This is a genomic window from uncultured Phocaeicola sp. (assembly GCF_948499155.1).
In the GTDB taxonomy this organism is placed as follows: domain Bacteria; phylum Bacteroidota; class Bacteroidia; order Bacteroidales; family Bacteroidaceae; genus Phocaeicola; species Phocaeicola faecalis.
In genome coordinates, this window is the sequence record NZ_CAOOSE010000039.1 from 1 (window position 1) to 22558 (window position 22558).

Here is a 22558-nt window from a genome sequence, read left to right on the forward strand (position 1 = left end):
TTAAACGTCCCTTTAAACTGCATCGTGCAAGTATCATATATCGGATACGTCACAAAGGATATAAAGATTACAAGCACAACAAATAACCTGTCTATAAAGTTAGAGGAAGATTCCGAAACTTTGGATGAGGTGGTAGTTGTTGGTTATGGTGTACAGAAAAAAGTAAATCTAACCGGTGCGGTTGCTTCCGTGGACTTCGAGGAACAAACTAAATCTCGTCCCATCACTACTGTGTCTTCTGCATTGGCTGGTTTGAGCCCCGGTTTGCAAGCATCATCAGGTTCTGCAATGCCCGGTGAAGACAACACTACTCTGCGCGTTCGCGGTGTCGGTACCATGAATACTGCATCTCCGTTGGTTATTATCGACGGTATGGAAGGTTCATTGAATGCCGTAAACCCTCTGGACGTTGAAAACATCTCTATTTTGAAGGACGCTGCTTCTTGTGCTATCTATGGTGCACGTGCTGCCAATGGTGTTATCTTAGTAACTACCAAGGCTGGCACACGTGATAAAATCAACATCAACTATAGCGGCCGCATCTCATTCAACAGCCCAACTCGTATGATTAAAATGATGAGTAATTATGCTGATTACATGGAGTTGATGAATGAATCATATAGAAATGTAGGAAAGTCAGATGATTTGTTCGACCAGAAATACATTGATTTATGGCGTGAGAAATCTAAAGATCCGAATGGTCTGAACGAAAACGGTGTGCCCAATTACATTGCTTATCCGAATACCGACTGGGCCGAAGAATTATTCTCGGGTGGTGTAATCCATGACCATAACTTGTCCGTATCCGGTGGTTCTGACAAAATTCGCTTCTTGTTGTCTGCAGGTTATCAGGATAATGAAGGTGTGGTAGATAATACTGCCAACAAACGTTATTCAATGCGTGCCAACATTGAAGCTAATCCGACCAAATGGTTAACGGTAGGTACTCGTACTTATGCATCACAGATGGATCGTGAAGTAGGTGACTTTTCAAATGCGAATAACTTCCTGCGCCAGTCTACAGCCGGTACTTATCCTTACTGGAACGGTAGCTACGGTTATCCGGAATGTCCTGACGAACGTGCTACGGCCAATAACCCGTTATACAAGTTGGCACGTAACGACGGTTTCAAACGTTATAACCGCTTCAATACCACTTTGTTCAGCAAAATCAAATTCTTTGAAGATTTGAGCTGGGATTTCAACTTCAACTATAACCGCTATATTTATGAAACACGCCAACATGGTGTGCCTGCTTATCAGACACGTTTCAGTGACGGTGTAATTGTTGACGGTATTACTCCACCCTCACAGTTGAGCACTAGTTTCGACTATGAATCAAACTATTCTTATACATTGGAGAACCTGATTAACTATCACCACACATTTGCTCAGAAGCATGATGTTTCTGCATTGTTGGGTTATCAGGAATTCTACAAGAACTATTATAAGGTTAATGCATCCAAGAAAGGTTTGATTGACGAATCATTGAACCAGTTCAGTGAAGCTACAGAAATGACAAGTATCGGCGGTTCTACTGAGGACTATGCCACTCGTTCTTATTTCGGCCGCGTAAACTACGCATATGACTCACGCTACTTGTTCGAGGCAAACTTCCGTTATGACGGTTCTTCACGTTTCCACGAAGACCACCGTTGGGGCTTCTTCCCATCATTGTCAGGTGCATGGCGTATCTCTGAAGAAGCGTTTATGGAATCAACCCGTTCATGGTTGGATAACTTGAAGATTCGTTTGTCTTGGGGTAAATTGGGTAACTCTGAAATCGGTAACTATGAATACCAATCAGCTTACGGAACCAGTAACTATGTATTTGGTAACAGCTTGGTTTCAGGTTTGGCTATCACAGCTTATGCCAACGAACTGTTGCAGTGGGAATCAACAACCACTACCAACTTAGGTATTGATGCTGCATTGCTGAACAACCGTTTGACTGTCGGAATCGACATTTATCATAAGATGACTTCCGGTATCTTGTATCGTCCTGCCATGGAATACGTTTTGGGTTACCATAACAACAGTGACGGTGTCAATGTGAAGGCTCCCCGCCAGAATATTGCAGAAGTAAGCAATGACGGTTTCGAACTTTCATTAGGATGGCGTGACAGAATCGGAAAGGTAGAATATTCTGTAAGCGGTAACTTCTCTTATAATAAAAATAAGGTAGACAAGTACAACGGTGAATATACCAGAACATGGGTAGAAGATCCGACCAATACATTGACTGGTGGTAAATGGACAGACAATATCGGAAAAGCCTCATCCGGCGGTAACTCTCCAGTAGTAGAAGGTCACATGTTAAACGAATATCGCTATCGCAGTGTATATAAAGGAAATGGTAAATACTTCAATGCAGACGGTTCTGTAAATCCGGCAGGTGGTCCTAAAGGTGGTATGATTCGTACGGAAGAAGATATGAACTGGGTAAAAGCCATGATGGATGCAGGTTACAAATTCAAACCGGGTAACTCAATCGGTAAAGCTAATATCTACTATGGTGACTACATCTATGCCGACGTTAACGGTGACGGTGTATATGGTGACTCTGACGACGAAGAATTCCAGGGACGTTCCAAGACTCCGAAATACAACTTCGGTTTCCAGGCTTCTGCTGCATGGAACGGATTTGATATCTCAATGGTATGGGCAGGTGCTGCCGGTTTCGACATCTATTGGGGTCCGACAGCAGGTTACAACGCTGCCAAGACAGAATGGGGTAACAACATCGCACAGCGCATTGCAGACGACCACTATTTCTATGATCCGAGCAATCCTGATGACCCACGTACAAACATCAATGGTAAATACCCGCGTATGACTTACCTTGACGGCAACGTTCAGAACAATGCATCATCTAACCGCTGGTTGTACAATGGTGACTATATCAAACTGAAGAACTTGTCTTTAGGCTATACTTTGCCACAAAAATGGGTAACAAAAGTAGCAATGCAGAATGCACGTATTTATGTTTCTGCAGAAAACTTACTGACAATCACTTCTTTCGAAGGTCAGGACCCGGAATCAGCAACCGGCATGGGATACTCTCCATTTAGAAGTATCGCCATCGGTGCTAACATAACATTCTAATAACCTTAAGATACGAACTCATGAAACTATTTACAAAATTATTTATATTATCAGCTGCGGTAACAGCTTTAAGCAGTTGCCGGGGTGACTTATTGGACACCGTGCCCTATGACAAAGCGGCATCAAACTCCATGTGGAGTAATGAAAACTTTTGCGAACTGGGTGTAGCCGGTGTGTACAGCGAGCTACGCGAAGACTATGTTGCAAAGAAGGCATACGAACTGGAGGCATTCTGCGCAAGCGGTAGCTGCCGTGATAATGACTACCCTATTCTGGCAGGAACAGCATCTATCGGTTCCGACCTTTTCTCAGACTATTGGAGACAACACTATGAAGGAGTCCAACGTGCAAACGATGCTATCCAGCATCTTGCTGAGGCTCCGGTTCCCGATGCATTTAAAAACAAACTAATTGCTGAAGTTAAAGTGTTGCGTGCATTCTTCTACTATAAATTGAATGCTGTTTTCAGAGGTGTTCCTTACTATGACGAACCTATCCCTGTAACAGAAGCCAAAAAGCCACGCAACAGTGAAGCGGAAGTATGGGAAGGCTGTATCAAAGACTTAACTGATGCCATCAACGAGCCGACATTGCCCGACCGTATTGCTGCCGGTAATGCACAATGGGGACATATAACCAAATCTGTTGCTTACGCATTGCGCGGTAAAGTTTATTTGTGGATGCAAGAATGGGCAAAGGCTGAATCTGACTTCCGCCAAGTAGGAAACATGGGACACAAGTTGTTCGATGGAGGTTATAAACAACTCTTCAAAGAAGCTTACGAACAAAGTGATGAAGCTATTTTCTCATTGCAATGTATCGACAACAATGGAAGTGCTGACGGTAACTCAATGAGCTTCCGTTACGGTGGTCGTACAACATTCGGTTCTTGCTGGAATACCATTTTGGCCAGCACCGACTTCGTTGACACTTATGAAAATGTAGACGGCAGCAAGTTCAATTGGGATGATTATCTTCCCGGATACTCATCCATGGATCTCAAAGATCGTGAAGTGTTCTTCCTGCGCAATACAGATGCAGATGTATTGAAGGCTGAGCTTCTTTCATTAGGCTATGAAGGTGACATTGACAAAGCAATCAAAGATATTAAGGAAAAAGTGGAAAGCCGTTTGAGCAAACTGAGCGCTGCCGCACAAGCATTATATTTGCCGGCCGGTAATGAAGCACGTATCAAAGCCGCTTACGAAAACCGTGACCCGCGTTTGGCACAGACTATCATTACTCCGTATGCTACCTACAATGGTTCGGGTAACAGTGTAGACCACACTTTTACTTCACGCTGGCCGTACTATGGTGCAGATACTGACGCTCCATTCGACCTCCGTACCGATACACAGAGCCACTTGTACTATCTGTTCCGCAAGTTTGTAGCCGAAGGTTCAAGCGAAATGACCAACCGTGAAAAATCTCCGATTGACTTGCCTATCATCCGCTATGCAACAGTCGTATTAGGATTGGCAGAAGCGCTGAACGAACAAGGCAAGACTGCTGAAGCCATCGAACAAGTAAATCTTGTACGTGAACGTGCCGGTGTAGCCCTTTTGAACAGCAATGCTGCAACACAGGTTAGCGGGCAAGACAATATGCGCACTCGTATCCAGAACGAATATCGTTGGGAAACTGCCGGTGAAGGTGTTTCCTTCTATGAAGAAATTCGTTGGAAAACCTGGAAAGAAAGCAAGTTCAATAACGCTGACGGTACTGCCGGTATGAAAGACGTTTGGGGTGTTATAACTTACAACTGGACATGGGGTGGAGACCAATACTATGTATGGCCGATACCTAAACATGAAACAGATATGAATACAAGCCTGACACAGAATCAGGGCTGGTAATAGTCCAGTCTTTTCAAGGTAAAAAGTATTGTTGAATAATAAGCCGTTTCAAAGTCATATTTGAGACGGCTTTTTTATACATATCCGAAAATAGACTGTTTTTCAGCCTTTATGGAAAATATATACATGTTTTAAGGACAAAAATAGAGTATTGCCACTATTCTTTTTTCGCACTTTTGCAGTGTGATAAATATCTTAATCTATATACCGATGAAGAAACTAACTCTATTACTACTTGCATTATTATGTGTTACACTCACATACGCATACACGGAACGCGACCTGCTCCAAAAGCAAGCCGACATCAACCGGTTAAAAGAAATACTGGTATTAGACCGCCAATGGGTGACTTATCCCGATTACAATGACCGTGCCGGTTGGGACCGTTTTTTGGGAACATTCAAAGACGAATATATCCGCCGTGGAGAAAAACGACTAAATTATCAGTGGCAAGTAGTAAAAGCCACCGATTACCTTGCTTTCGAACGCACTGGTAACCGTCAAGTGATGGAAAACCCCTTCGGTGCCAACAACAGCGCCATTGCCGACCTTCTTATGGCTGAGTTGGCAGAAGGTAAAGGACGATTTATCGACCAACTCATCAACGGAGTATTCAATGCTTGCGAGATGACTTCATGGGCATTGGCCGCACACATCATCTTACAGCCCACTCATCGTGCATTGCCCGCATACGACTATCCTGTCATCGACCTTACTGCCGGTGACTTGGGAGGGCTCCTCGCATGGACTTACCATTTTATGCGCCCATCATTTGACAAGGTAGACCCTGAGATATCACGCCGCCTGCGTCATGAGCTTCAAACCCGCATTCTCGACCCATATATGAACAATGATTCATTCTGGTGGATGGGCCGCAACTACAACGGACGTATGCTCAACAACTGGAATCCATGGTGCAACAGCAATGCCTTGATGTGCTTCATGCTTCTTGAAGACGACCGTGACACACTGGCCAAGGGCGTCTATCTGACAATGGAATCAGTAGATAAATTCCTCAATTATATCAAAGCGGACGGAGCTTGCGAAGAAGGACCTTCCTACTGGGGACACGCAGCCGGAAAGACGCTGGATTATCTCGAACTTCTTTCGGATATTACAGGCGGGAAGGTAAATATCTTCAATGAACCGATGATTAAAAACATGGGTGAGTATATCTCACGTTCTTATATAGGTAACGGATGGGTAGTGAACTTTGCCGATGCATCGGCACGCGGAGAAGGCAACTCATACCTTATCTACCGTTTCGGCAAGGCTGTAAACAGTGATGAACTGAAAGGTTTCGCTGCCTTGATGCATCAACCGAAATCTTCGCCCAACAACGGACGCGATATTTTCCGCACCCTTGCTTCCATTGCTATCGACAAAGAGTTGCAGCAAACAGAGCCCCGCCATGAGAACCGTCCTTCTACTTGGTATCCCGAAACGGAGTTCTGCTATCTCTCTACCAAAGAAGGATTGTTCCTGGCTGCAAAAGGAGGATATAATGACGAAAGCCATAATCACAACGATGCCGGAACCTGCTCGGTATGGATGAACCAAACACCGATTTTGATAGATGCCGGTGTCGGCACTTACACTCGCCAGACATTCAGCAGCGAGCGTTATACCATCTGGACTATGCAGAGCAACTATCACAACCTCCCGATGATAAACGGTGTGCCCGAAAAATATGGAAAAAAATATAAAGCCACCGAAGTAAAAGCCGGAAAGAACAGCTTCGAAGCCAATATAGCCACTGCCTATCCCGAAGAAGCCAAAGTGAAGAGATGGATACGCTCATACCATGTAAAAGGCAAACAAGCCCGTATCAACGACTCCTTCGAGCTGGAAGAAGCGACAGCTCCCAATATAGTCAACTTTATGACTTGGGGCGAAATAGACCATTCGGAAAAAGGGAAAATAATCATTCACGTCAACAATGTAAAAGCAGCATTGCTCTATGATGCCGCCTTGTTTGAACTGACCGTAGAACCCAAAAAGCTGGATGACATCAGACTGTCCAAGATATGGGGAAACACCATCTACCGTCTGTCATTCAAAGCCAAACAACAAATCAATAAAGGGAACTATTCATTTACTATAAAAAAACTATAATATGAAATTAAGAACCTCAATTCTTTTGGGATGTGCAGCTCTGTTCACTGCAACCTCATGTACTACAACACCCGCCAAAAAATCTTGGTCGGAACAAGTTATCGAAAACGCACGTGCGCAGATTGGTCTGGAAATAGATACAATTGAAGCTAGCGGGAAATGCCTCAACCCTGTTACCCTTAACAGCAAGGGAGGGGTATATTATTGCGGTCCGGCGGACTGGCGCAGCGGATTCTTCCCTGGCAGTGTATGGTATCTGTACGAACTGACCGGCGATCAGACCTTGCTTCCTTTGGCACAAAAATATACTGAAGCCATCAGCGAAGCACAACACCTCACTTGGCACCACGATATAGGTTTCATTATCAATTGCAGCTTCGGTAACGGTCTGCGCATCAATCAGAACCCTGAATACAAAGATGTAATGATACAGGCAGCCAAATCACTTTGCACTCGTTTCCGTGAAAAACCGCAAGTCATCCAGAGTTGGGACGTGAAAGGCAACAGCTGGCAGTCACAACGCGGATGGGAATGTCCGGTGATTATCGACAATATGATGAACCTTGAATTATTGTTTGAAGCCACCAAACTTTCAGGCGACTCTACTTTCTACAATGTAGCCGTGGCACACGCTGACCGCACTCTTCAAGAACACTTCCGTCCCGACGGCAGTTGCTACCATGTCATCGATTACAGCATAGAAGACGGAACAGTGCGTCACCGCCAAACTGCACAAGGTTATGCTGACGAATCAGCATGGGCAAGAGGACAAGCATGGGCCATCTATGGTTACACAGTATGTTTCCGCGAAACCAAAGACCGCAAATATCTGGATCAGGCACTTAAGACTTTCGAATTTATGAAGAATCACAAGAATATGCCCGCCGACCTTGTTCCTTATTGGGACTTGGATGCTCCCAACATCCCGAACGAACCGCGTGACGCTTCTTCTGCTTCCGTTATTGCCTCTGCCTTGTACGAAATCTGTACATATCCCGTAGAGAACCCGCAATCTTATAAAGAATATGCCGACAAGATAATGGAATCACTTGCTACAGCAGACTATACCGCACCTCTGGGCGAAAACGGACGCTTCCTGTTGATGCACAGTGTGGGAAGTATTCCTCACAACAGCGAAATCGATGTACCGTTGAACTATGCCGACTACTATTATCTGGAAGCATTGAAACGTAAAGTTGACCTTGAGAAATAAGAACCATAAAAAATAAATATAATGAAGAAATTCTTAATTCTAGCTTTCTTACTGTTGGGATGCTTTTCAATGGCAAGCTATGCTGCAAAACCCAAAGCAAAACATGTAGTCTACATCGGTCTTGACGGTTGGGGAGCATACAGTATGCCCAAAGCCAATATGCCAACCGTTAAATCACTGATGGAATCGGGATGCTATACCATGCAGAAAAGAACGGTACTCCCTTCATCGAGCGCAGTAAACTGGGCATCTATGTTCATGGGAGCCGGTCCCGAAGTTCACGGATATACAGAATGGGGGTCACGTACACCCGAACTGCCTTCACGCGTTATCGTGAAGAATAACATCTTCCCCACTATCTTCCAAATCTACCGTGACGCCAATCCAAAGGCCGAAATAGGAGTATTGAGCGAGTGGGCAGGTATCCAATTCCTGGTTGACACACTTTCTACCAACTATCATGCCGTAGCGCCGGACTATAACAAATTCCCGACCGCATTGTGCGAAATGGCCGAGAAATACATCAAAGAGAGCAAACCGTCATTGGTAGCCATCTGCTTTGACAATCCCGACCACGTAGGACACAAGGAAGGTCATGACACCCCGGCTTATTACAGCAAACTGGAAGAACTGGACGGTTACATTGCCCGTATCGTGGCAGCCGTAAAAGAAGCAGGTATGTATGACGACACTATCTTTATCGTTACTTCAGACCACGGAGGCATCAAGAAAGGTCATGGCGGAAAAACAATGGCCGAGATGCAGACTCCTTTTATTATCACAGGAAAGAACATAAAAAAAACAGGAGAATTCCAAGAAAGCATGGTGCAATATGACGTCGCTGCTACCATGGCATACATTTTCGGATTAGAACAGCCACAAGTATGGACAGGACGCGCCATGAAACAAGTATTTAAATAAGACTCCACATGAAACTACGATTAATTACTTTAGCATTAATATCTGTTTTCTTCCTGACAGCAACGTCTGCCAAAAAGAAAACTCCGGCACCGACCAACGATCGCCAGCAATGGGTGGAATTATGCTACCGCATAGCCGCTCCAGTACTTGAAAACATGAGTAAGGGTGAACTTCAGAAAAATATGCAACTCGAGCTCAGCCCCACTTGGGACGGACGCGACAAGCGTGTGGCCTATATGGAAACTTTCGGCCGACTGATGGCCGGCATTTCACCTTGGCTGGCACTGCCGGACGATGATACCGAAGAAGGAAAGATGCGTAAGCAGATACGCGAATGGGCAGTACTCTCATACAAGAATGCCATAGACCCCGACAGCCCCGACTTCTTATTGTGGGAAACCAAGTCAACACAACGATTGGTAGACGCTGCCTATATAGCAGAAAGTTTCCTGCGTGCACCCGAAGCCACTTGGCAATTGCTGGACGAAACAACTCAGAAACGCTATATCGAACGTTTCCAGCGTTTGAAAATCGTACGTCCGGCATATAACAACTGGTTATTGTTCCGTGGCTTGATTGAAGCATTCCTGATGTCGGTAGGCGAAGATGCCGACCAATATGTATTGACAGTTGCTTCCAACAAGATTAACGAATGGTATTTAAGCGACGGCTGGTACTCAGACGGTGCCGAGTTCTCGCTCGACTATTACAATGCCTACGTTATTCACCCCATGTATATTGAGATGCTGGAAGTACTGAACAAACATCGTTTCTGGACTCCTATCAGCACCAAACTGGCCATCAAACGTATGCAACGTTTCAATGTGTTTATGGAGCGTCTTATTTCTCCCGAAGGCACTTATCCCGCATTCGGCCGTTCAGTGGTTTACCGTATGGGAGCTTTCCAAACACTTGCCATGGCAGCATGGAAATACGGACTGCCCGAAGGATTGAGTAACGGCCAGGTGCGCAGTGCATTGACTGCCGTAATGAACAACATGTTCAAAGTGGAAGGTAATTTCAACGAAAAAGGATTCCTGCAATTGGGATTTGCCGGTCATCAGCCTGACCTTTCCAATTATTACACTAACAATGGCAGCTTGTATATGACCTCTCTGGTATTCATGCCACTAGGTCTGCCAGCCGACCATCCGTTCTGGAAAGATGCTGCCGAACCTTGGACTTCACAAAAGGCATGGAGTGGACAACCCTTCCCCATCGATGGACATCATTCACTCAGAACCGAATAAAGATTGACTTTAACATAATATTGTTTTAACATAGCGCTCCTCATTGTTTGTGAAAATAGTGAGGAGTTTTTTTATGTCCCTCAGCCACGGATAGAATAAAGGTTCTCCGTTGTAGAACCTTTTAGGCGAACCTTAGCTGAGATTTACAATTGTTCAATCTCTTCTATCGACAGTTCTGTATATTTGGCTATCGTAGAAAAGGGGATTCCGTCACTCTTCATTTTGCGGGCCGTTTCCGTCTGGGTCTTTTTCATCCCTTCTTTCATCCCTTTTTCCATCCCTTCTTTCATTCCTTCTTCTGTAGCTTCCCTACGAATGTCTTCTTCCACTATCCGGCTTACCCGATAGCGGTCCACCGCCTTGTCATAAGCTATTCTGTTTTCTTCCGATAAATTGGCAACAGCGGCCAATTGGTCCAAGTACTTAAACACTTGTTCCTTCAGTGCATCCGGCATTCTGTTCCAGTCATTCATATTCTTCAATGCATACATTAGTTTATCATACAATGTCTCACATTCAGCAAGTTCCTTATTGAAATAAGGGAATTGCAGATAAATTTGTCGTAGATGGGGGTTGACCACCCGTCCCGTATCCCTATCGGCGAGCACTATATCCGTACGGAATTTCTTATCCAGTCCGTCCTCCTTGAAATTCATCAGGAAGATGCCGTATACGGTACTCAGTCTATAACGAGAGCCATACGGGACACTACCTTCACATACCATGCCGTCCGTATCCTTCTCGACGGGTATCTTTATTGTATCGGGAGGCGGAAGCTCGGTCAGCCTGCCCACGGCACGGCATACATAATACAATGTACGGTCCAAAAAATGGCTGTGCCAGCGATTCTGCATCTCCACAATGATATACTCGCCACTGTCCGTGCGACAATAGAGGTCGTAAATGATACCTTTGTCATGCACATTGTCCGCATGGTCTTCCTTGTCAAGGAAACAAAGGTCCTCTATATGATGTTCGCCCGCAAGCAACTCATTCAGCAGGGTGATGAGCAGCCCTTTACTGGCAGGTTGCCCGAAGATGACCTTGAACCCCAGGTCAGTAAAGGGATTGACGAATCGTGACATACTCATTTTTTATTTGAAATCAAAAGTACGCATACTTTCGGGAACGCCCAAAAGAATACATACTTTATTTTTCCAATATTGAGATTCCGGCAGCTCCGACAAGCGGTTCTTAGAATAATGACAAAGATTGCTCCCTTTTGGCTAAAAAGTCTTGGTTTTATTGAAAAAGCCTTAGTTCTTTTTCGGAAACTCTTTGGTCTTTTCCAAATACCTCAAGATCTCTCCATTATGATACGTTGACATCCGTTAAGATTAATGCTACTGAAGTAAAAGCTAAATACAAAAACACTGAAGCTTCCAAAGGAACTGTTGTTGCTCCGACAGGAACAGCAATCAACAAAGATGCAAAAGGCGTAAGTGTTACCGACATGAAGAGCGGTGAGAAGGGTACATTGGTAGTAACCTTCACTGATAAGAATGGCGTAGTAACAACATCCACTATCGACTATCAGTATAACTAATAACAATCGCATCTGACTAACCCTCAGAACGGTTTAGACTAAATAAAGGGGTTGTCAAAACGTGGATAATGCTGTCGTTTCGTTCGTAGGGGCGAGGTTCGCTCGCCCGAAAACAGTTTACTTTGTGTCTTCGGGCAGGCAAACCCTGCCCCTACAGCTGACGATTGGATAGGCTGGTTTAGTTTTGACACACTCCCTTTTTTTGGGGGGGGCACACATTGTTCTCTTGGGGATTAAATATCATATCACAAACAAAGGGAAGTATAAGCCGTTTCTTAGGGTCAGCCAAGGCCTTTTGAACGGAAGATTATTACAGTCTCCGTCAATGGACTGTACAGTCCACTGTAGCAGACTGTACGGTCCACTGCAACGGACTATACAGTCCACTGCCGGAGTCTGTAGTAATCCGACGGACAGACGGGCATAACCGAAAGGACGAAAACGCTTAGTCCGACTAATGAAACGGCTTAGGGAATTCTAAACGCATGCAGAGCGCTTGAAAACCGAAGGAGACAACATCCGGTGACAGGTGTTTGATGGAGATTTTAAGTCTTCAAGAATAATGCCTAGCTCCCTTTTTTACTCGAACAGAACTGCCGAAAGAGAAATGCAAACCCCTACCGGCTGAACAATGGGAAGACAACGTTGGACAAATCCAAGGCATGCCAGAGGGAACAAAGCGCAGCAACAGTACATAGAGGCTCACCCCCATGAGGGTGTATCGAAACTCTCATAAACTAACAGTCGAGGATGTGTCAAAATAAAAATGACCCTTTCGAAAGAAGATGTGTCAAAACGCCCTTTTTATTGAAATCACCCTCGCTACAACTACCTGTGGCGAGGGTGACTAGAGCCGTATCGAACTCTGTTTCGAGTAATGATACGGCTCTTTTTCTTGCTTTTTTAGGATGCTCAAGTGTCAGATTAAAAGTTCTTCTTTGGTTTAATCCTGTTTTGACACCCTCAATTTCGATAAAAGGGAAGTTTTGATCCCCATTCTGCGGATGGTAACAGAAAAGCATGGAGGAAAGCTGAAAAGAATGTATTATTGCGGCTGATACACCTGCAAAGGCAGCTCTCCTTTCAATGCTCCCAAAGCGTTGAATGCCAACGAACCCATTTCATCCTCTCCCGGAATCAATACAACAGGTGCCAGATAATCTATCTGTTCACGAAGAGCACCTACACAATAATCGCTATGAGCTATTCCGCCTGTCAGAATAATGGCATCCACTTTCCCGCGAAGAGAAACATACATCGCCCCTACTTGCTTGGCAACCGTATAAAGCATGGCATCCAGCACTCCTTTATAGGGCTCCTCGCCTGTTTCGGCTTTATGGGCAATAGAAGCGACATCATTTGTTCCGAGATGGGCTATCAGGCCGCCCTTGCCGTTCAGCATCTTCTTCACCTGGCGCAACGTATATTTCCCGCTGAAACACAGTTCGGCAAACTGGTCGGCAGGAATAGTGCCTGCACGTTCCGGGCTGAAAGGACCTTCACCGTTCAAGGCATTGTTTACATCAATCACTCTGCCTTTACAGTGAGCACCTACCGAGATGCCGCCTCCCAAATGAACTACAATCAGATTCAATTCTTCATAATGCTTTCCGATGGAAGCGGCATATTTGCGGGAAACTGCCTTACTGTTTAATGCATGGAAAATAGAGATGCGTTCTATCTCGGGGATACCGGTATAGCGTGCCGTCGGCTGCAGTTCATCCACCACTTCCGGGTCGGCAATATAAGCGGGACAACCACATTTCTTCGCCATTTCATCGGCAATTAAAGCCCCCAAATTACAAGCATGCTCCATGCGTGCATGAAGCAAATCGTATTTCATCTGTTCGTTAATGGCATACACTCCGCCCGGAGTCGGTTTCAGCAAGCCGCCTCTGGCAATCACTGCATCAAACTCAATAGGGATGCCGGCCTCAGCCAACAATCGGAATATAAAATCCCTGCGATACTCATATTGCTCATTCACATGATGAAAATGCTGCAAGTCTTCTGAGGAATGGTGGGCACCTGCCGCCCATATCACTTTCTCATCTTCAAAGAGAGCCAACTTCGTGGAAGTAGAGCCCGGGTTAATGACAAATATCTTCATATAACTTTAAGGTTTTATCCGGCCACGCAAGCCAATGCTAAACTGTAATATTTCGAGTTACCTGAGTCGGCGCGTGAAGGGACAACTACCGGAGCAATGGTTCCGCGCAGCATACCGGCCATATTAGCATCACCGAACAGGGAGACTGTTTTATAGAATGTATTGCCTGATTCGATATTGGGGAATATCAACAGGTCAGCATGTCCCACTACCGGCGAACTGATGCCTTTTACCTCACCGCTATGAGCATCACAAGCTGTCTTTACATCCATCGGGCCATCCAAAAACATGGAACCGTAAGCACCGGATGCCGCACGTTCCTTTAAAGTAGCATAGTCAAGGGTATGGGGAAACTTTTCATTTATCTTTTCTGTGCAATGAATCAGCGCCACACGCGGTTCGGCAATTCCCAGACGGCGGCAAACTTCCAAATCGTATTTCAGCATGGCCTCAAACTGGGCCAATGTAGGCCGGGGGATTACTGCCGCATCCGAGAAGAACAATAATTTATTGTAAGTAGGTATCTGAGCCACTGTAATATGACTCAAGACATTTCCTTGGGGAAGCAAGCCATGCTCCTTATTAAGAACCGCACGCAACAGATTGTCGGTATTGATTATTCCTTTCATCAGCACATCGGCATGTCCTTCTCTGACCAATGCCACGCCTTCCTGGGCTGCCTTGTCGGGGCTTGTCGCCTCATAGACTTTTACATGCTCCGGATACTGCAACCGGATATATTCGGCATTCAATAAATGGGGAGTATCAGCCACCAACAGGAAATCGGCGAACCCTTCGTGCAAACTGCGGATGATAACATACTCCGTATGCGGGTCGTTAGGGCAAACCACTGCAACTCGTTTACGCTCTTTCTGCGCACGTAAACGGCTGATTAATCGGGCAAAGTCCTGTATAGGTTCCATAATCATCAGATTTTTAGCAAATATGAAAAATAAATCTGGATTTATCCCTATCTTTGCTTAGTTTCTATGAATAATTTAACTTATGAAAACTTTTCAAACATTTGACATTTCAGCAGAGTACGATGATATACACCGCACATTCCCCTGCTACAAGAAAGCACCTGTTATCGGCTTGACCGGAAACTTTCGGGATGGGGAGTGCACTTTGGCAGAAGGATATTTTACTTCCATTCTGAAAGCAGGAGGAGTCCCCTTTATCATTCCTTCATTCGATGACACTAACAGTTTGATTAACGCGCTTGAGTCATTGGACGGAATCCTGCTGACAGGAGGCGCGGACATCAATCCACTCTTCATGGGCGAAGAGCCGGTAAAGGAACTCCACAGTATTAACCCGCACCGCGACAGACAGGAACTCTTATTGACAAAGTTGGCGACCGACAGGCAAATCCCGATATTAGGTATTTGCCGTGGCATACAGATAATGAATGCCGCCCTCGGAGGAAGCCTGTATCAAGATATCCACTCACAAATGGAAGGAACGCGCATAAAGCACGACCAGGATTTAGAAAGAAGTTATGCATCACATTCGGTTCAGATAGAAAAAGACTCATTACTGCATCATTTATTTGAAAAGGATGCCTTGCCGGTGAACTCTTTCCATCATCAGGCCGTAAAAGAGGTCGCACCGGGTTTCCGTGTGTGCGCCCGGGCTGCCGACGGAGTTATAGAAGCAATGGAGTCTGCCGAATATAAATCAATGTTGGGCGTGCAATGGCATCCCGAGTGTTTCATCTTACGAGGTGACGAATGCATGATGCCACTCTTTAACTGGCTGATAAAGGAAGCCGCTTCTTTTCAGGAAGCCAAACGTCTGCACAGCCGTATGATTACACTCGATTCGCATTGCGACACTCCGATGTTCTTTGACCGGGGTATTGATTTTGCTTCCCGTGACAAGAAGATATTAGTAGACTTGCACAAAATGACGGAAGGAAGACTGGATGCCACAATCATGGTAGCCTATCTGAAGCAGTTGGAACGTACCGACGAGGCTTTGCTGGCAGCTACCGCCAAAGCCGACCGTATTTTGAACGAAATAGAAGAGATGGTTGCCAAAAACTGTACAGCTGTTGATTTGGCTTATACGCCGAACGATTTATTGCGGTTGAAAATGGCAGGAAAGAAAGCCATCATGCTGGGAATAGAGAATGGTTATGCCGTTGGCAAGGATATAAGTAATGTGGAGCGTTTCCGAAACCGCGGAGTGGTGTATATGACGCTCTGCCACAATGGAAATAATGACATCTGCGGTTCGGCGCGCGATAATGCCGAAGGACTGGGAGTCAGTGCTTTCGGAGAAGACGTAATTAAAGAGATGAACCGTGTAGGCATGATGGTAGATATCTCGCATGCCGGAGAAAAAAGTTTTTATGATGCGTTGGAAATCAGCACACAGCCGATTGTCGCCTCCCATTCTTCTGCACGTGCATTGTGCGACCATCCGCGTGACTTGACAGATGCCCAACTGAAAGCTCTCGCTGCCAAAGGAGGGGTAGCCCAAGTGACACTATACGACGGTTTTCTGCGGAAAGAAGGCCATGCAACCATTAAAGACGCCATCAATCATCTGAACCACATGGTGAACATTATGGGAATAGAACATGTGGGTATCGGTACCGACTTTGACGGTGACGGAGGCATCATCGGTTGTGCTTCTGCATCGGAGCTCATCAACTTCACCCGCCAATTATTGTTAGAAAGATATAGCGAAGAAAGTATCCGGCTCATCTGGGGAGGAAACTTCCTGCGGGTAATGGAAGAAGTACAAAGAAAATAATGTAACTTTGCAGCCGGACAAAGTGGAAGATTTAAAAGAGAAATATATGAAGAATAAGAACATTTTAACCATCCTGTTCCTGATGCTCATACTGACCGTCGTTTCTTGCGGAAACAGCAATAAGAAAAGTGACCGGATAGATGCCGTGGAGAAAGAAGTAATCAAAGCACCCGATTTTAATGCAGACAGTGCTTATGCATACGTTCAGACACAAGCGGACTTCGGTCCGAGAGTACCGAATACAAAGGCACACGAAGAATGTGGAGAGTATTTGGCTCAACAGCTGGAGAAGTTTGGAGCCAAGGTTTACAATCAGCGCGCAGACCTTATTGCCTGGGACGGAACCATACTGAAAGCACGGAATATCATCGGAGCCTATAAACCCGAAAGCAAAAAACGCATCATGCTTTGCGCACATTGGGACAGCCGGCCGTATGCCGACAATGACCCCGACCCAAAGAATCATCACACGCATATCCTCGGAGTAAATGACGGCGCAAGCGGTGTAGGTGTATTGCTGGAAATCGCCCGTCAAATTCAACAGAAAGAACCGACACTGGGTGTCGATATCATATTCTTTGATGCAGAAGACTACGGAACGCCGGAGTTTTATACAGGACAGCCCAAACAGGACACATGGTGCCTGGGTTCACAATTCTGGGCACGTACCCCCCACGTACAGAATTACAACGCCCGTTACGGCATTTTGCTCGATATGGTAGGCGGCAAAGATGCGACCTTCTATTATGAAGGCTATTCCTCGGAAACGGCACGTTCCGAAATGAAAAAGATTTGGAAAAAGGCACATGAACTGGGCTATGGCAAGTATTTCGTGAAAGCAGACGGCATTCCTGTAACCGACGATCACTTGTATGTAAACAAATTGGCACGCATCCCATGTGTAGACATCATCAATTATGATGCCAATAACGAGCGTTCTTCTTTCGGCTCTACCTGGCACACGATAAACGATACAATGGATAATATAGACCGCAATACGCTGAAGGCTGTCGGTCAAACTGTGATGGATGTAGTTTATAACGAGAAATAAAATTCAAGACAATGAAAACAATAAATGAACTTCAAGATGAGGTTATAGAGGAATTCAGTGATTTTGACGACTGGATGGACAAATACCAATTATTGATTGATTTGGGAAACGAGCAAGAACCACTCGACCCTCAATATAAAACGGAACAAAACCTGATTGACGGTTGCCAAAGCCGTGTATGGTTACAGGCTGACCTGACAGACGGCAAGGTGATTTTTCAAGCAGAAAGCGATGCATTAATCGTAAAAGGCATCATCGCATTGCTCATAAAAGTCGTATCAGGACACACCCCCGACGAAATATTAAACAGCGATTTCTACTTTATAGAGAAAATCGGTCTGAAAGAACATTTGTCACCCACACGTAGCAATGGCTTGCTGGCTATGGTAAAGCAGATGCGTATGTATGCCCTGGCATTCAAAACAAAGATGGAAGGCTAAAACCGTTTGAACGGTAAACTACCGACGGATTCACTCCATTTATTTCAGGTACAGACTTCACGGACAAACGCGGATTTCTTTTACCCTATAGATTCCGTGTTGTTCGTGCCTGAAATCAACTCTCGCGGCCTGCACGTATTTAATTCACTTTTCTACCCCTTATCAAGACCTTTTGTCCATCCGACAAGGTAGTGGCAAAGATATAATCTTCCCCACCCTCTTTCAGCTTCAACCTTTTCCGCAGTTCGGCTACCGAAGAAGGGAAATTGCGGACAGTAAGATTGGCCTTTTCAAGATTCTGCAAAAAGGCTTTCAGTTCCTTCTTGCCAAAGCCTGTCACCGACTCTACCTTGAACTTCCTTCCGGGAAAGTCAGCCACAAAAGAGGAAGAGGTATATAAATGACTATTCACATGCAACTTCTTTACAGGATATGCCTGAGTCAAAGAACGGAAAGCTCCGGCTTTCAGGATAGACGCATTCGGTTCATATAAATATGTTTCCACTTGCCCGGCCAAAGGACACGACGATAACTTCTCCTGTTCTTGAGTAAACACATAATGCTGGCTCTCCCCTGCTTGTGTACTCAGTTCACAATGAATAAGAAGATTCGATGAAATGGGGCTTTTTTGCAATAGAAGAAGCAGTTCCTTACACTCATTGTTCACAGATACAATATGTACCTCACTAACTGTTTTCAACTCTTTCAGAGCTAAAGACAAGTCCAGCATCGGTGACAGCTTTACCATTACCTTATCGGCTTTCTCAACCAGCAATGACTCCAATGCGCTAATATCCGGCTCACAATCCGAAATAGCAACCGTCTTACCTCCATGCCCGTCCCGACGGGCAGGATCCAGAAATAGACAGTCTACATGAGACATATTACGCAGGTAGTCCACCCCATCCATATGATGAATATGGATATGTTCCAGACCCAATAAAGGGAAGTTATGTGCAGCCAGCGCACATAATTCATCCTGACGCTCCACATAATCGGCATGTGTAAAGCGGCGGGAAATAAAAGCACAGTCAATTCCAAAACCACCGGTCAGATCAGCAAAAGACTCCCCTTCCACCAGATTGGCCTTATACTTTGCCGTCAACTCGGACGAGCACTGTTCCATTGACAAATGTCGGGGATAAAGCAATCCGGACAATGCATACCACGAAGGCACCTTCTGCTCCGCTATTTGTCGTCCGGATATCTGTGTCACAGCCCATGCCATATCCACACCCGGATATTTCTTCCCCTGCAAGGCAAGAGCCCGGACATCATCATGACTATGTTCCTCGATGAAACGGAGGGTTTCTACCGATAAATTCATGTTATATCTTGTTTGTTATAATACGGATTTCAACAAGCCGGGAATTTCAATCTTGCAACATTCCATTTCGGCCAGTACCTTCCGTCCTTCGGCCGTCAATGAAAAATACATCTGCCGTCTGTCATTACTCCCCAAATTACGTTCTATATAGCCCTTGTCTTCCACTGTCCTGATTACTTTGGAAGTATTCGAATGAGTCAGGTTCAGTTGCTCTGCTATCTCTCCCGAGGACAATCGCTCATACCGCGAAAGACAACACAGCAACATTCCCTCATTCAGACAAAGGTGATGCGTCTTTTCAAATCGTGCTTCAAACAATGCAATAGCCCGATAGAGGTCTCTGATTTTACATAATGTATCCATATCTTATTCTTTTGAACAGCTATTGCACAAAAATACTTATTTTTTCAATAGAAACTCATCAATAGCCTTCTTAAAAGCTTCTTTGGGAAGAGCTCCCTGTGCCATTTCCGGCTTTCCGCTCATCGGTATAAACAGGATGGAAGGGATGCTGCGAATACCGAAAGCACTCGTCAATTCAGCTTCTTTATCCGTATCTACCTTATAAATGACAATCTGTCCGTCATACTCTTTTGCAAGCTCGTCCAAAATAGGAGCTACCATTTTACATGGACCGCACCAAGTAGCATAAAAGTCGACAATCGCTGGTTTGTCACCTTCATATTTCCATTCATCGGGATTTTTCTCAAAGTTATATACCTTTTCCAAAAATTCCGCTTTCGTCAAGTGAATGACTTTAGCTTTAGAGTCTTCTGTCGCAGTCACCCGATCTGAATTAGCATTACTATTTGTTCTTCCGCATGCCGCTGTCGACATCAGTACAATTCCCAATAAAAACAATGTGATTCTTCTCATAATTATTTCTCCTTCTTTACTTGTTTATCCGCTTTAAATGAACTTAATACCAATCCTCCCATAGCGGCTCCCCAAATGGAACTATTAATGGGAGAAGACGTTATAGGGCAACTTCCTGTGGAGCATCCCACAAAATGCCAGTACAAGAAGCCGCCCAAGGCTCCCGATACAATGCCGGCAATCGTCCACCCATGCCCCTTAAAAAACTCTTTCATCATAATCTTTACTTTTAATATTAAACTAAGTACCTATACCATATATTATTTCCAATGGAAACTTTTCCAAAAGTATTTCTTGGTTTCCTATAAAACAAATTTCCTTGGGAAAATATTAAAATAATAACTTTCCTTCACTATTCCGGTCATTGTTTCGCCCATTCCAGCACCGTCGGGCTTTGCACATCTACTCCGAATGCAGCTGCCTTTTTCAGAATATTACGGGCTAACTCAGGCTTCTTCTCTTCAGGGGCATAACGAAAATAAGCCTCGGCAGCTCTGACATGAGCCGCATCGGGCATGGGGTAAGCTCTTTCTTCGGGCAAGCCAAAGTCAGAATCACTTAATTCTTTGCGTTCTTCGGTATCCAATCTATCGGACCCTGCCATTTCTCTTCTTTCCATATTGATAATAAATGAATGGTTTAAACAGATAACAGATGACAAAGCCCGAAAGATGGATAGAAAGAAGTTAATCTTACTCAATATTTTATCCGATAGAGACTCAACCTACTATATATTTAGAACTCCTGCCTGTCAATTTACGAATCAAGTTGACCAGTAGCCACGATACGCCAAATGCCACCATAGCTGCTGCCGGAATCTGAATACAAATAGGCACCCCGATGGTACGCATCAAAAGGACACCGGGACCGGTGAAGAAAAAATGAACCATATATACCCCGAATCCGCAGATTGTTAAATTAGCCAACAACTTCTGAACAAATTCCGAGCGCACATTTACTTTCTTAGCCAACAAAAAGAAAGGTATCGTCATCATAACTACATTCAAAGAGTTGTAAGTAAAGAACAGTTCAAGCAGTTCATCGCTATATTCAGGCAAAGAAGTCACATGGCGGAAACCGAAGAAAGTCACCGCAAATCCGACCAAGAACATGGGAATTCCAAAAGCCAGGATTCTGCCCAACGACCAGTCTTTATTGCGCAAATAGTGCCCCAACAATAAATATCCGTTGAAACCGGCAAAATAATAAAGCATGCCGAATGAGTTCCATGAACAGCTACCCCATAGATAAGGCGAAACATATTCATAATAATAAGGTAACAGAGTGGTAATCCCCCAAGCGGCCAAAAACCATAATTGAGCTTTCTCTGATGCTTTCTCCACCCATGCAGAAAAAATGGGTAAGTAAAGATACAGCCCTATCAACAAATAGATATACCACATGTGTACATCTAAAAGAGAAAAGTTCAACGGAATCTCTGCAATATTCTTCAATGAAACGCTCAAAGCCTGACGAGTAGCCTCTTCGCCCGAATAAGGAAAGAAATTGAGAATCACTTCCGGTTTGAATCCCAACAAACCGGTAATCCAGGGAAACAGATTATAAAGTACAGACCAAATGAGAAACGGCCAAAATACACGACTAATCCTTTTCTTATAAAAAACTGACGCTTCCCCCCGCACCGGCAACAGTAAAGCCCCTGTTATCATGACGAACAAAGGAACACAAGGACGGAGAAAGGCTCCGTAAGCCGCTCCCCAAAACTTTATTTGTTCAAGCTCGGCAGAAGGTTCGCCCGAATAAAAATTAAATGGGTCTGCACAATGACAGCAAACCACTGTAAACATTGCCACGAAACGGACAACATCCAACCAAACTACACGATTCTTAGCAGTAGATAATGTACTAGTGTTATTCATAGATGAAAATTTTATTGAAGCCGTAAAGGTATATCTTTTTTAAAGATGTTCCATGACTTTACAACAAAAAAGAAGAGGATGTTCTCACGAACACCCCCCTCGATA

The 22558-nt window shown here is 44.7% G+C and carries 19 protein-coding genes; 10 read left to right on the forward strand and 9 right to left on the reverse strand.

The genetic code is table 11. The features are described from left to right. From QYT14_RS17690 to QYT14_RS17715, 6 genes are all read left to right on the forward strand, one after another. A partial coding sequence (locus QYT14_RS17690) for a TonB-dependent receptor (protein ID WP_288326147.1) occupies positions 1-3105 on the forward strand: 3105 nt, incomplete at its 5' end. A 20-nt stretch (positions 3106-3125) separates the two neighbouring features. After that, on the forward strand, positions 3126-4961 hold the full coding sequence (locus tag QYT14_RS17695) for a RagB/SusD family nutrient uptake outer membrane protein (RefSeq protein WP_288326148.1): 1836 nt from the start codon (positions 3126-3128) through the stop codon (positions 4959-4961). A 210-nt stretch (positions 4962-5171) separates the two neighbouring features. After that, positions 5172-7076 (forward strand): heparinase II/III family protein, encoded by a 1905-nt coding sequence (locus tag QYT14_RS17700; RefSeq protein ID WP_288326149.1) that lies wholly within the window; start codon positions 5172-5174, stop codon positions 7074-7076. A 1-nt stretch (position 7077) separates the two neighbouring features. Then, the gene (locus QYT14_RS17705) at positions 7078-8289 is read left to right on the forward strand and encodes a glycoside hydrolase family 88 protein (RefSeq protein WP_288326150.1); all 1212 of its coding nucleotides are present in this window, start codon (positions 7078-7080) and stop codon (positions 8287-8289) included. A gap of 21 nt (positions 8290-8310) precedes the next feature. Further along, positions 8311-9210 (forward strand): alkaline phosphatase, encoded by a 900-nt coding sequence (locus tag QYT14_RS17710; protein ID WP_288326152.1) that lies wholly within the window; start codon positions 8311-8313, stop codon positions 9208-9210. 8 nt (positions 9211-9218) lie between these two features. Continuing rightward, on the forward strand, positions 9219-10460 hold the full coding sequence (locus QYT14_RS17715; protein ID WP_288326154.1) for a DUF2264 domain-containing protein: 1242 nt from the start codon (positions 9219-9221) through the stop codon (positions 10458-10460). A gap of 143 nt (positions 10461-10603) precedes the next feature. Here the strand turns inward: QYT14_RS17715 and QYT14_RS17720 are convergent, their stop codons facing one another. Further along, a complete protein-coding gene (locus tag QYT14_RS17720; RefSeq protein WP_288326155.1) occupies positions 10604-11545 on the reverse strand; it encodes a PD-(D/E)XK nuclease family transposase in 942 nt (313 codons plus the stop codon). A gap of 236 nt (positions 11546-11781) precedes the next feature. On the opposite strand from QYT14_RS17720, the gene QYT14_RS17725 reads away from it, so the two are divergent. Next, positions 11782-12006 (forward strand): hypothetical protein, encoded by a 225-nt coding sequence (locus tag QYT14_RS17725; protein ID WP_288326156.1) that lies wholly within the window; start codon positions 11782-11784, stop codon positions 12004-12006. 1045 nt (positions 12007-13051) lie between these two features. Here the strand turns inward: QYT14_RS17725 and buk are convergent. Together buk and QYT14_RS17735 are read right to left on the reverse strand one after the other, a co-directional pair. After that, entirely contained in the window at positions 13052-14116 is a 1065-nt protein-coding gene (gene buk, locus QYT14_RS17730; protein WP_288326157.1) for a butyrate kinase, read from the reverse strand. A 14-nt stretch (positions 14117-14130) separates the two neighbouring features. Further along, a complete protein-coding gene (locus tag QYT14_RS17735) occupies positions 14131-15039 on the reverse strand; it encodes a phosphate acyltransferase (protein ID WP_237038770.1) in 909 nt (302 codons plus the stop codon). Between the two features lie 82 nt (positions 15040-15121). Here QYT14_RS17735 and QYT14_RS17740 point away from each other — a divergent pair, with 82 nt between their 5' ends. From QYT14_RS17740 to QYT14_RS17750, 3 genes are read left to right on the forward strand one after another with little or no spacing between them, the layout of a single operon-like run. After that, positions 15122-16879, forward strand: a complete 1758-nt coding sequence (locus QYT14_RS17740) for a membrane dipeptidase (protein ID WP_288326159.1) — start codon at positions 15122-15124, stop codon at positions 16877-16879. Positions 16880-16925: 46 nt separating this feature from the next. Next, a complete protein-coding gene (locus QYT14_RS17745) occupies positions 16926-17930 on the forward strand; it encodes a M28 family peptidase (protein WP_288326161.1) in 1005 nt (334 codons plus the stop codon). Positions 17931-17941: 11 nt separating this feature from the next. Next, positions 17942-18370 carry a SufE family protein gene (locus tag QYT14_RS17750; RefSeq protein ID WP_237038773.1) on the forward strand — a complete coding sequence of 143 codons (429 nt, stop codon included), beginning with the start codon at positions 17942-17944 and terminating at the stop codon, positions 18368-18370. A gap of 139 nt (positions 18371-18509) precedes the next feature. On the opposite strand, the gene QYT14_RS17755 is transcribed toward QYT14_RS17750, so the two are convergent. The 6 genes from QYT14_RS17755 to QYT14_RS17780 all read right to left on the reverse strand — a co-directional run bounded on the left by QYT14_RS17755 (position 18510) and on the right by QYT14_RS17780 (position 22453). Beyond that, positions 18510-19697 carry a class I SAM-dependent methyltransferase gene (locus QYT14_RS17755; protein ID WP_288326164.1) on the reverse strand — a complete coding sequence of 396 codons (1188 nt, stop codon included), beginning with the start codon at positions 19695-19697 and terminating at the stop codon, positions 18510-18512. Between the two features lie 15 nt (positions 19698-19712). Further along, positions 19713-20060 (reverse strand): MarR family transcriptional regulator, encoded by a 348-nt coding sequence (locus tag QYT14_RS17760; protein ID WP_237038775.1) that lies wholly within the window; start codon positions 20058-20060, stop codon positions 19713-19715. 36 nt (positions 20061-20096) lie between these two features. Beyond that, positions 20097-20573, reverse strand: a complete 477-nt coding sequence (gene trxA / locus QYT14_RS17765; RefSeq protein ID WP_288326166.1) for a thioredoxin — start codon at positions 20571-20573, stop codon at positions 20097-20099. Positions 20574-20575: 2 nt separating this feature from the next. After that, entirely contained in the window at positions 20576-20791 is a 216-nt protein-coding gene (locus QYT14_RS17770) for a hypothetical protein (protein WP_288326168.1), read from the reverse strand. Positions 20792-20934: 143 nt separating this feature from the next. After that, positions 20935-21192, reverse strand: a complete 258-nt coding sequence (locus QYT14_RS17775) for a DUF6582 domain-containing protein (RefSeq protein ID WP_237038778.1) — start codon at positions 21190-21192, stop codon at positions 20935-20937. A 100-nt stretch (positions 21193-21292) separates the two neighbouring features. After that, positions 21293-22453, reverse strand: a complete 1161-nt coding sequence (locus QYT14_RS17780; protein ID WP_237038779.1) for an acyltransferase — start codon at positions 22451-22453, stop codon at positions 21293-21295. Between the last annotated feature and the right edge of the window lie 105 nt (positions 22454-22558).

Coding starts and splice junctions, on each gene's coding strand:
- QYT14_RS17695 (WP_288326148.1), top strand. CDS start 3,126: ATGAAACTATTTACAAAATTATTTATATTATCAGCTGCGGTAACAGCT.
- QYT14_RS17700 (WP_288326149.1), top strand. CDS start 5,172: ATGAAGAAACTAACTCTATTACTACTTGCATTATTATGTGTTACACTC.
- QYT14_RS17705 (WP_288326150.1), top strand. CDS start 7,078: ATGAAATTAAGAACCTCAATTCTTTTGGGATGTGCAGCTCTGTTCACT.
- QYT14_RS17710 (WP_288326152.1), top strand. CDS start 8,311: ATGAAGAAATTCTTAATTCTAGCTTTCTTACTGTTGGGATGCTTTTCA.
- QYT14_RS17715 (WP_288326154.1), top strand. CDS start 9,219: ATGAAACTACGATTAATTACTTTAGCATTAATATCTGTTTTCTTCCTG.
- QYT14_RS17720 (WP_288326155.1), bottom strand. CDS start 11,545: ATGTCACGATTCGTCAATCCCTTTACTGACCTGGGGTTCAAGGTCATC.
- buk (WP_288326157.1), bottom strand. CDS start 14,116: ATGAAGATATTTGTCATTAACCCGGGCTCTACTTCCACGAAGTTGGCT.
- QYT14_RS17735 (WP_237038770.1), bottom strand. CDS start 15,039: ATGGAACCTATACAGGACTTTGCCCGATTAATCAGCCGTTTACGTGCG.
- QYT14_RS17740 (WP_288326159.1), top strand. CDS start 15,122: ATGAAAACTTTTCAAACATTTGACATTTCAGCAGAGTACGATGATATA.
- QYT14_RS17745 (WP_288326161.1), top strand. CDS start 16,926: ATGAAGAATAAGAACATTTTAACCATCCTGTTCCTGATGCTCATACTG.
- QYT14_RS17750 (WP_237038773.1), top strand. CDS start 17,942: ATGAAAACAATAAATGAACTTCAAGATGAGGTTATAGAGGAATTCAGT.
- QYT14_RS17755 (WP_288326164.1), bottom strand. CDS start 19,697: ATGAATTTATCGGTAGAAACCCTCCGTTTCATCGAGGAACATAGTCAT.
- QYT14_RS17760 (WP_237038775.1), bottom strand. CDS start 20,060: ATGGATACATTATGTAAAATCAGAGACCTCTATCGGGCTATTGCATTG.
- trxA (WP_288326166.1), bottom strand. CDS start 20,573: ATGAGAAGAATCACATTGTTTTTATTGGGAATTGTACTGATGTCGACA.
- QYT14_RS17770 (WP_288326168.1), bottom strand. CDS start 20,791: ATGATGAAAGAGTTTTTTAAGGGGCATGGGTGGACGATTGCCGGCATT.
- QYT14_RS17775 (WP_237038778.1), bottom strand. CDS start 21,192: ATGGAAAGAAGAGAAATGGCAGGGTCCGATAGATTGGATACCGAAGAA.
- QYT14_RS17780 (WP_237038779.1), bottom strand. CDS start 22,453: ATGAATAACACTAGTACATTATCTACTGCTAAGAATCGTGTAGTTTGG.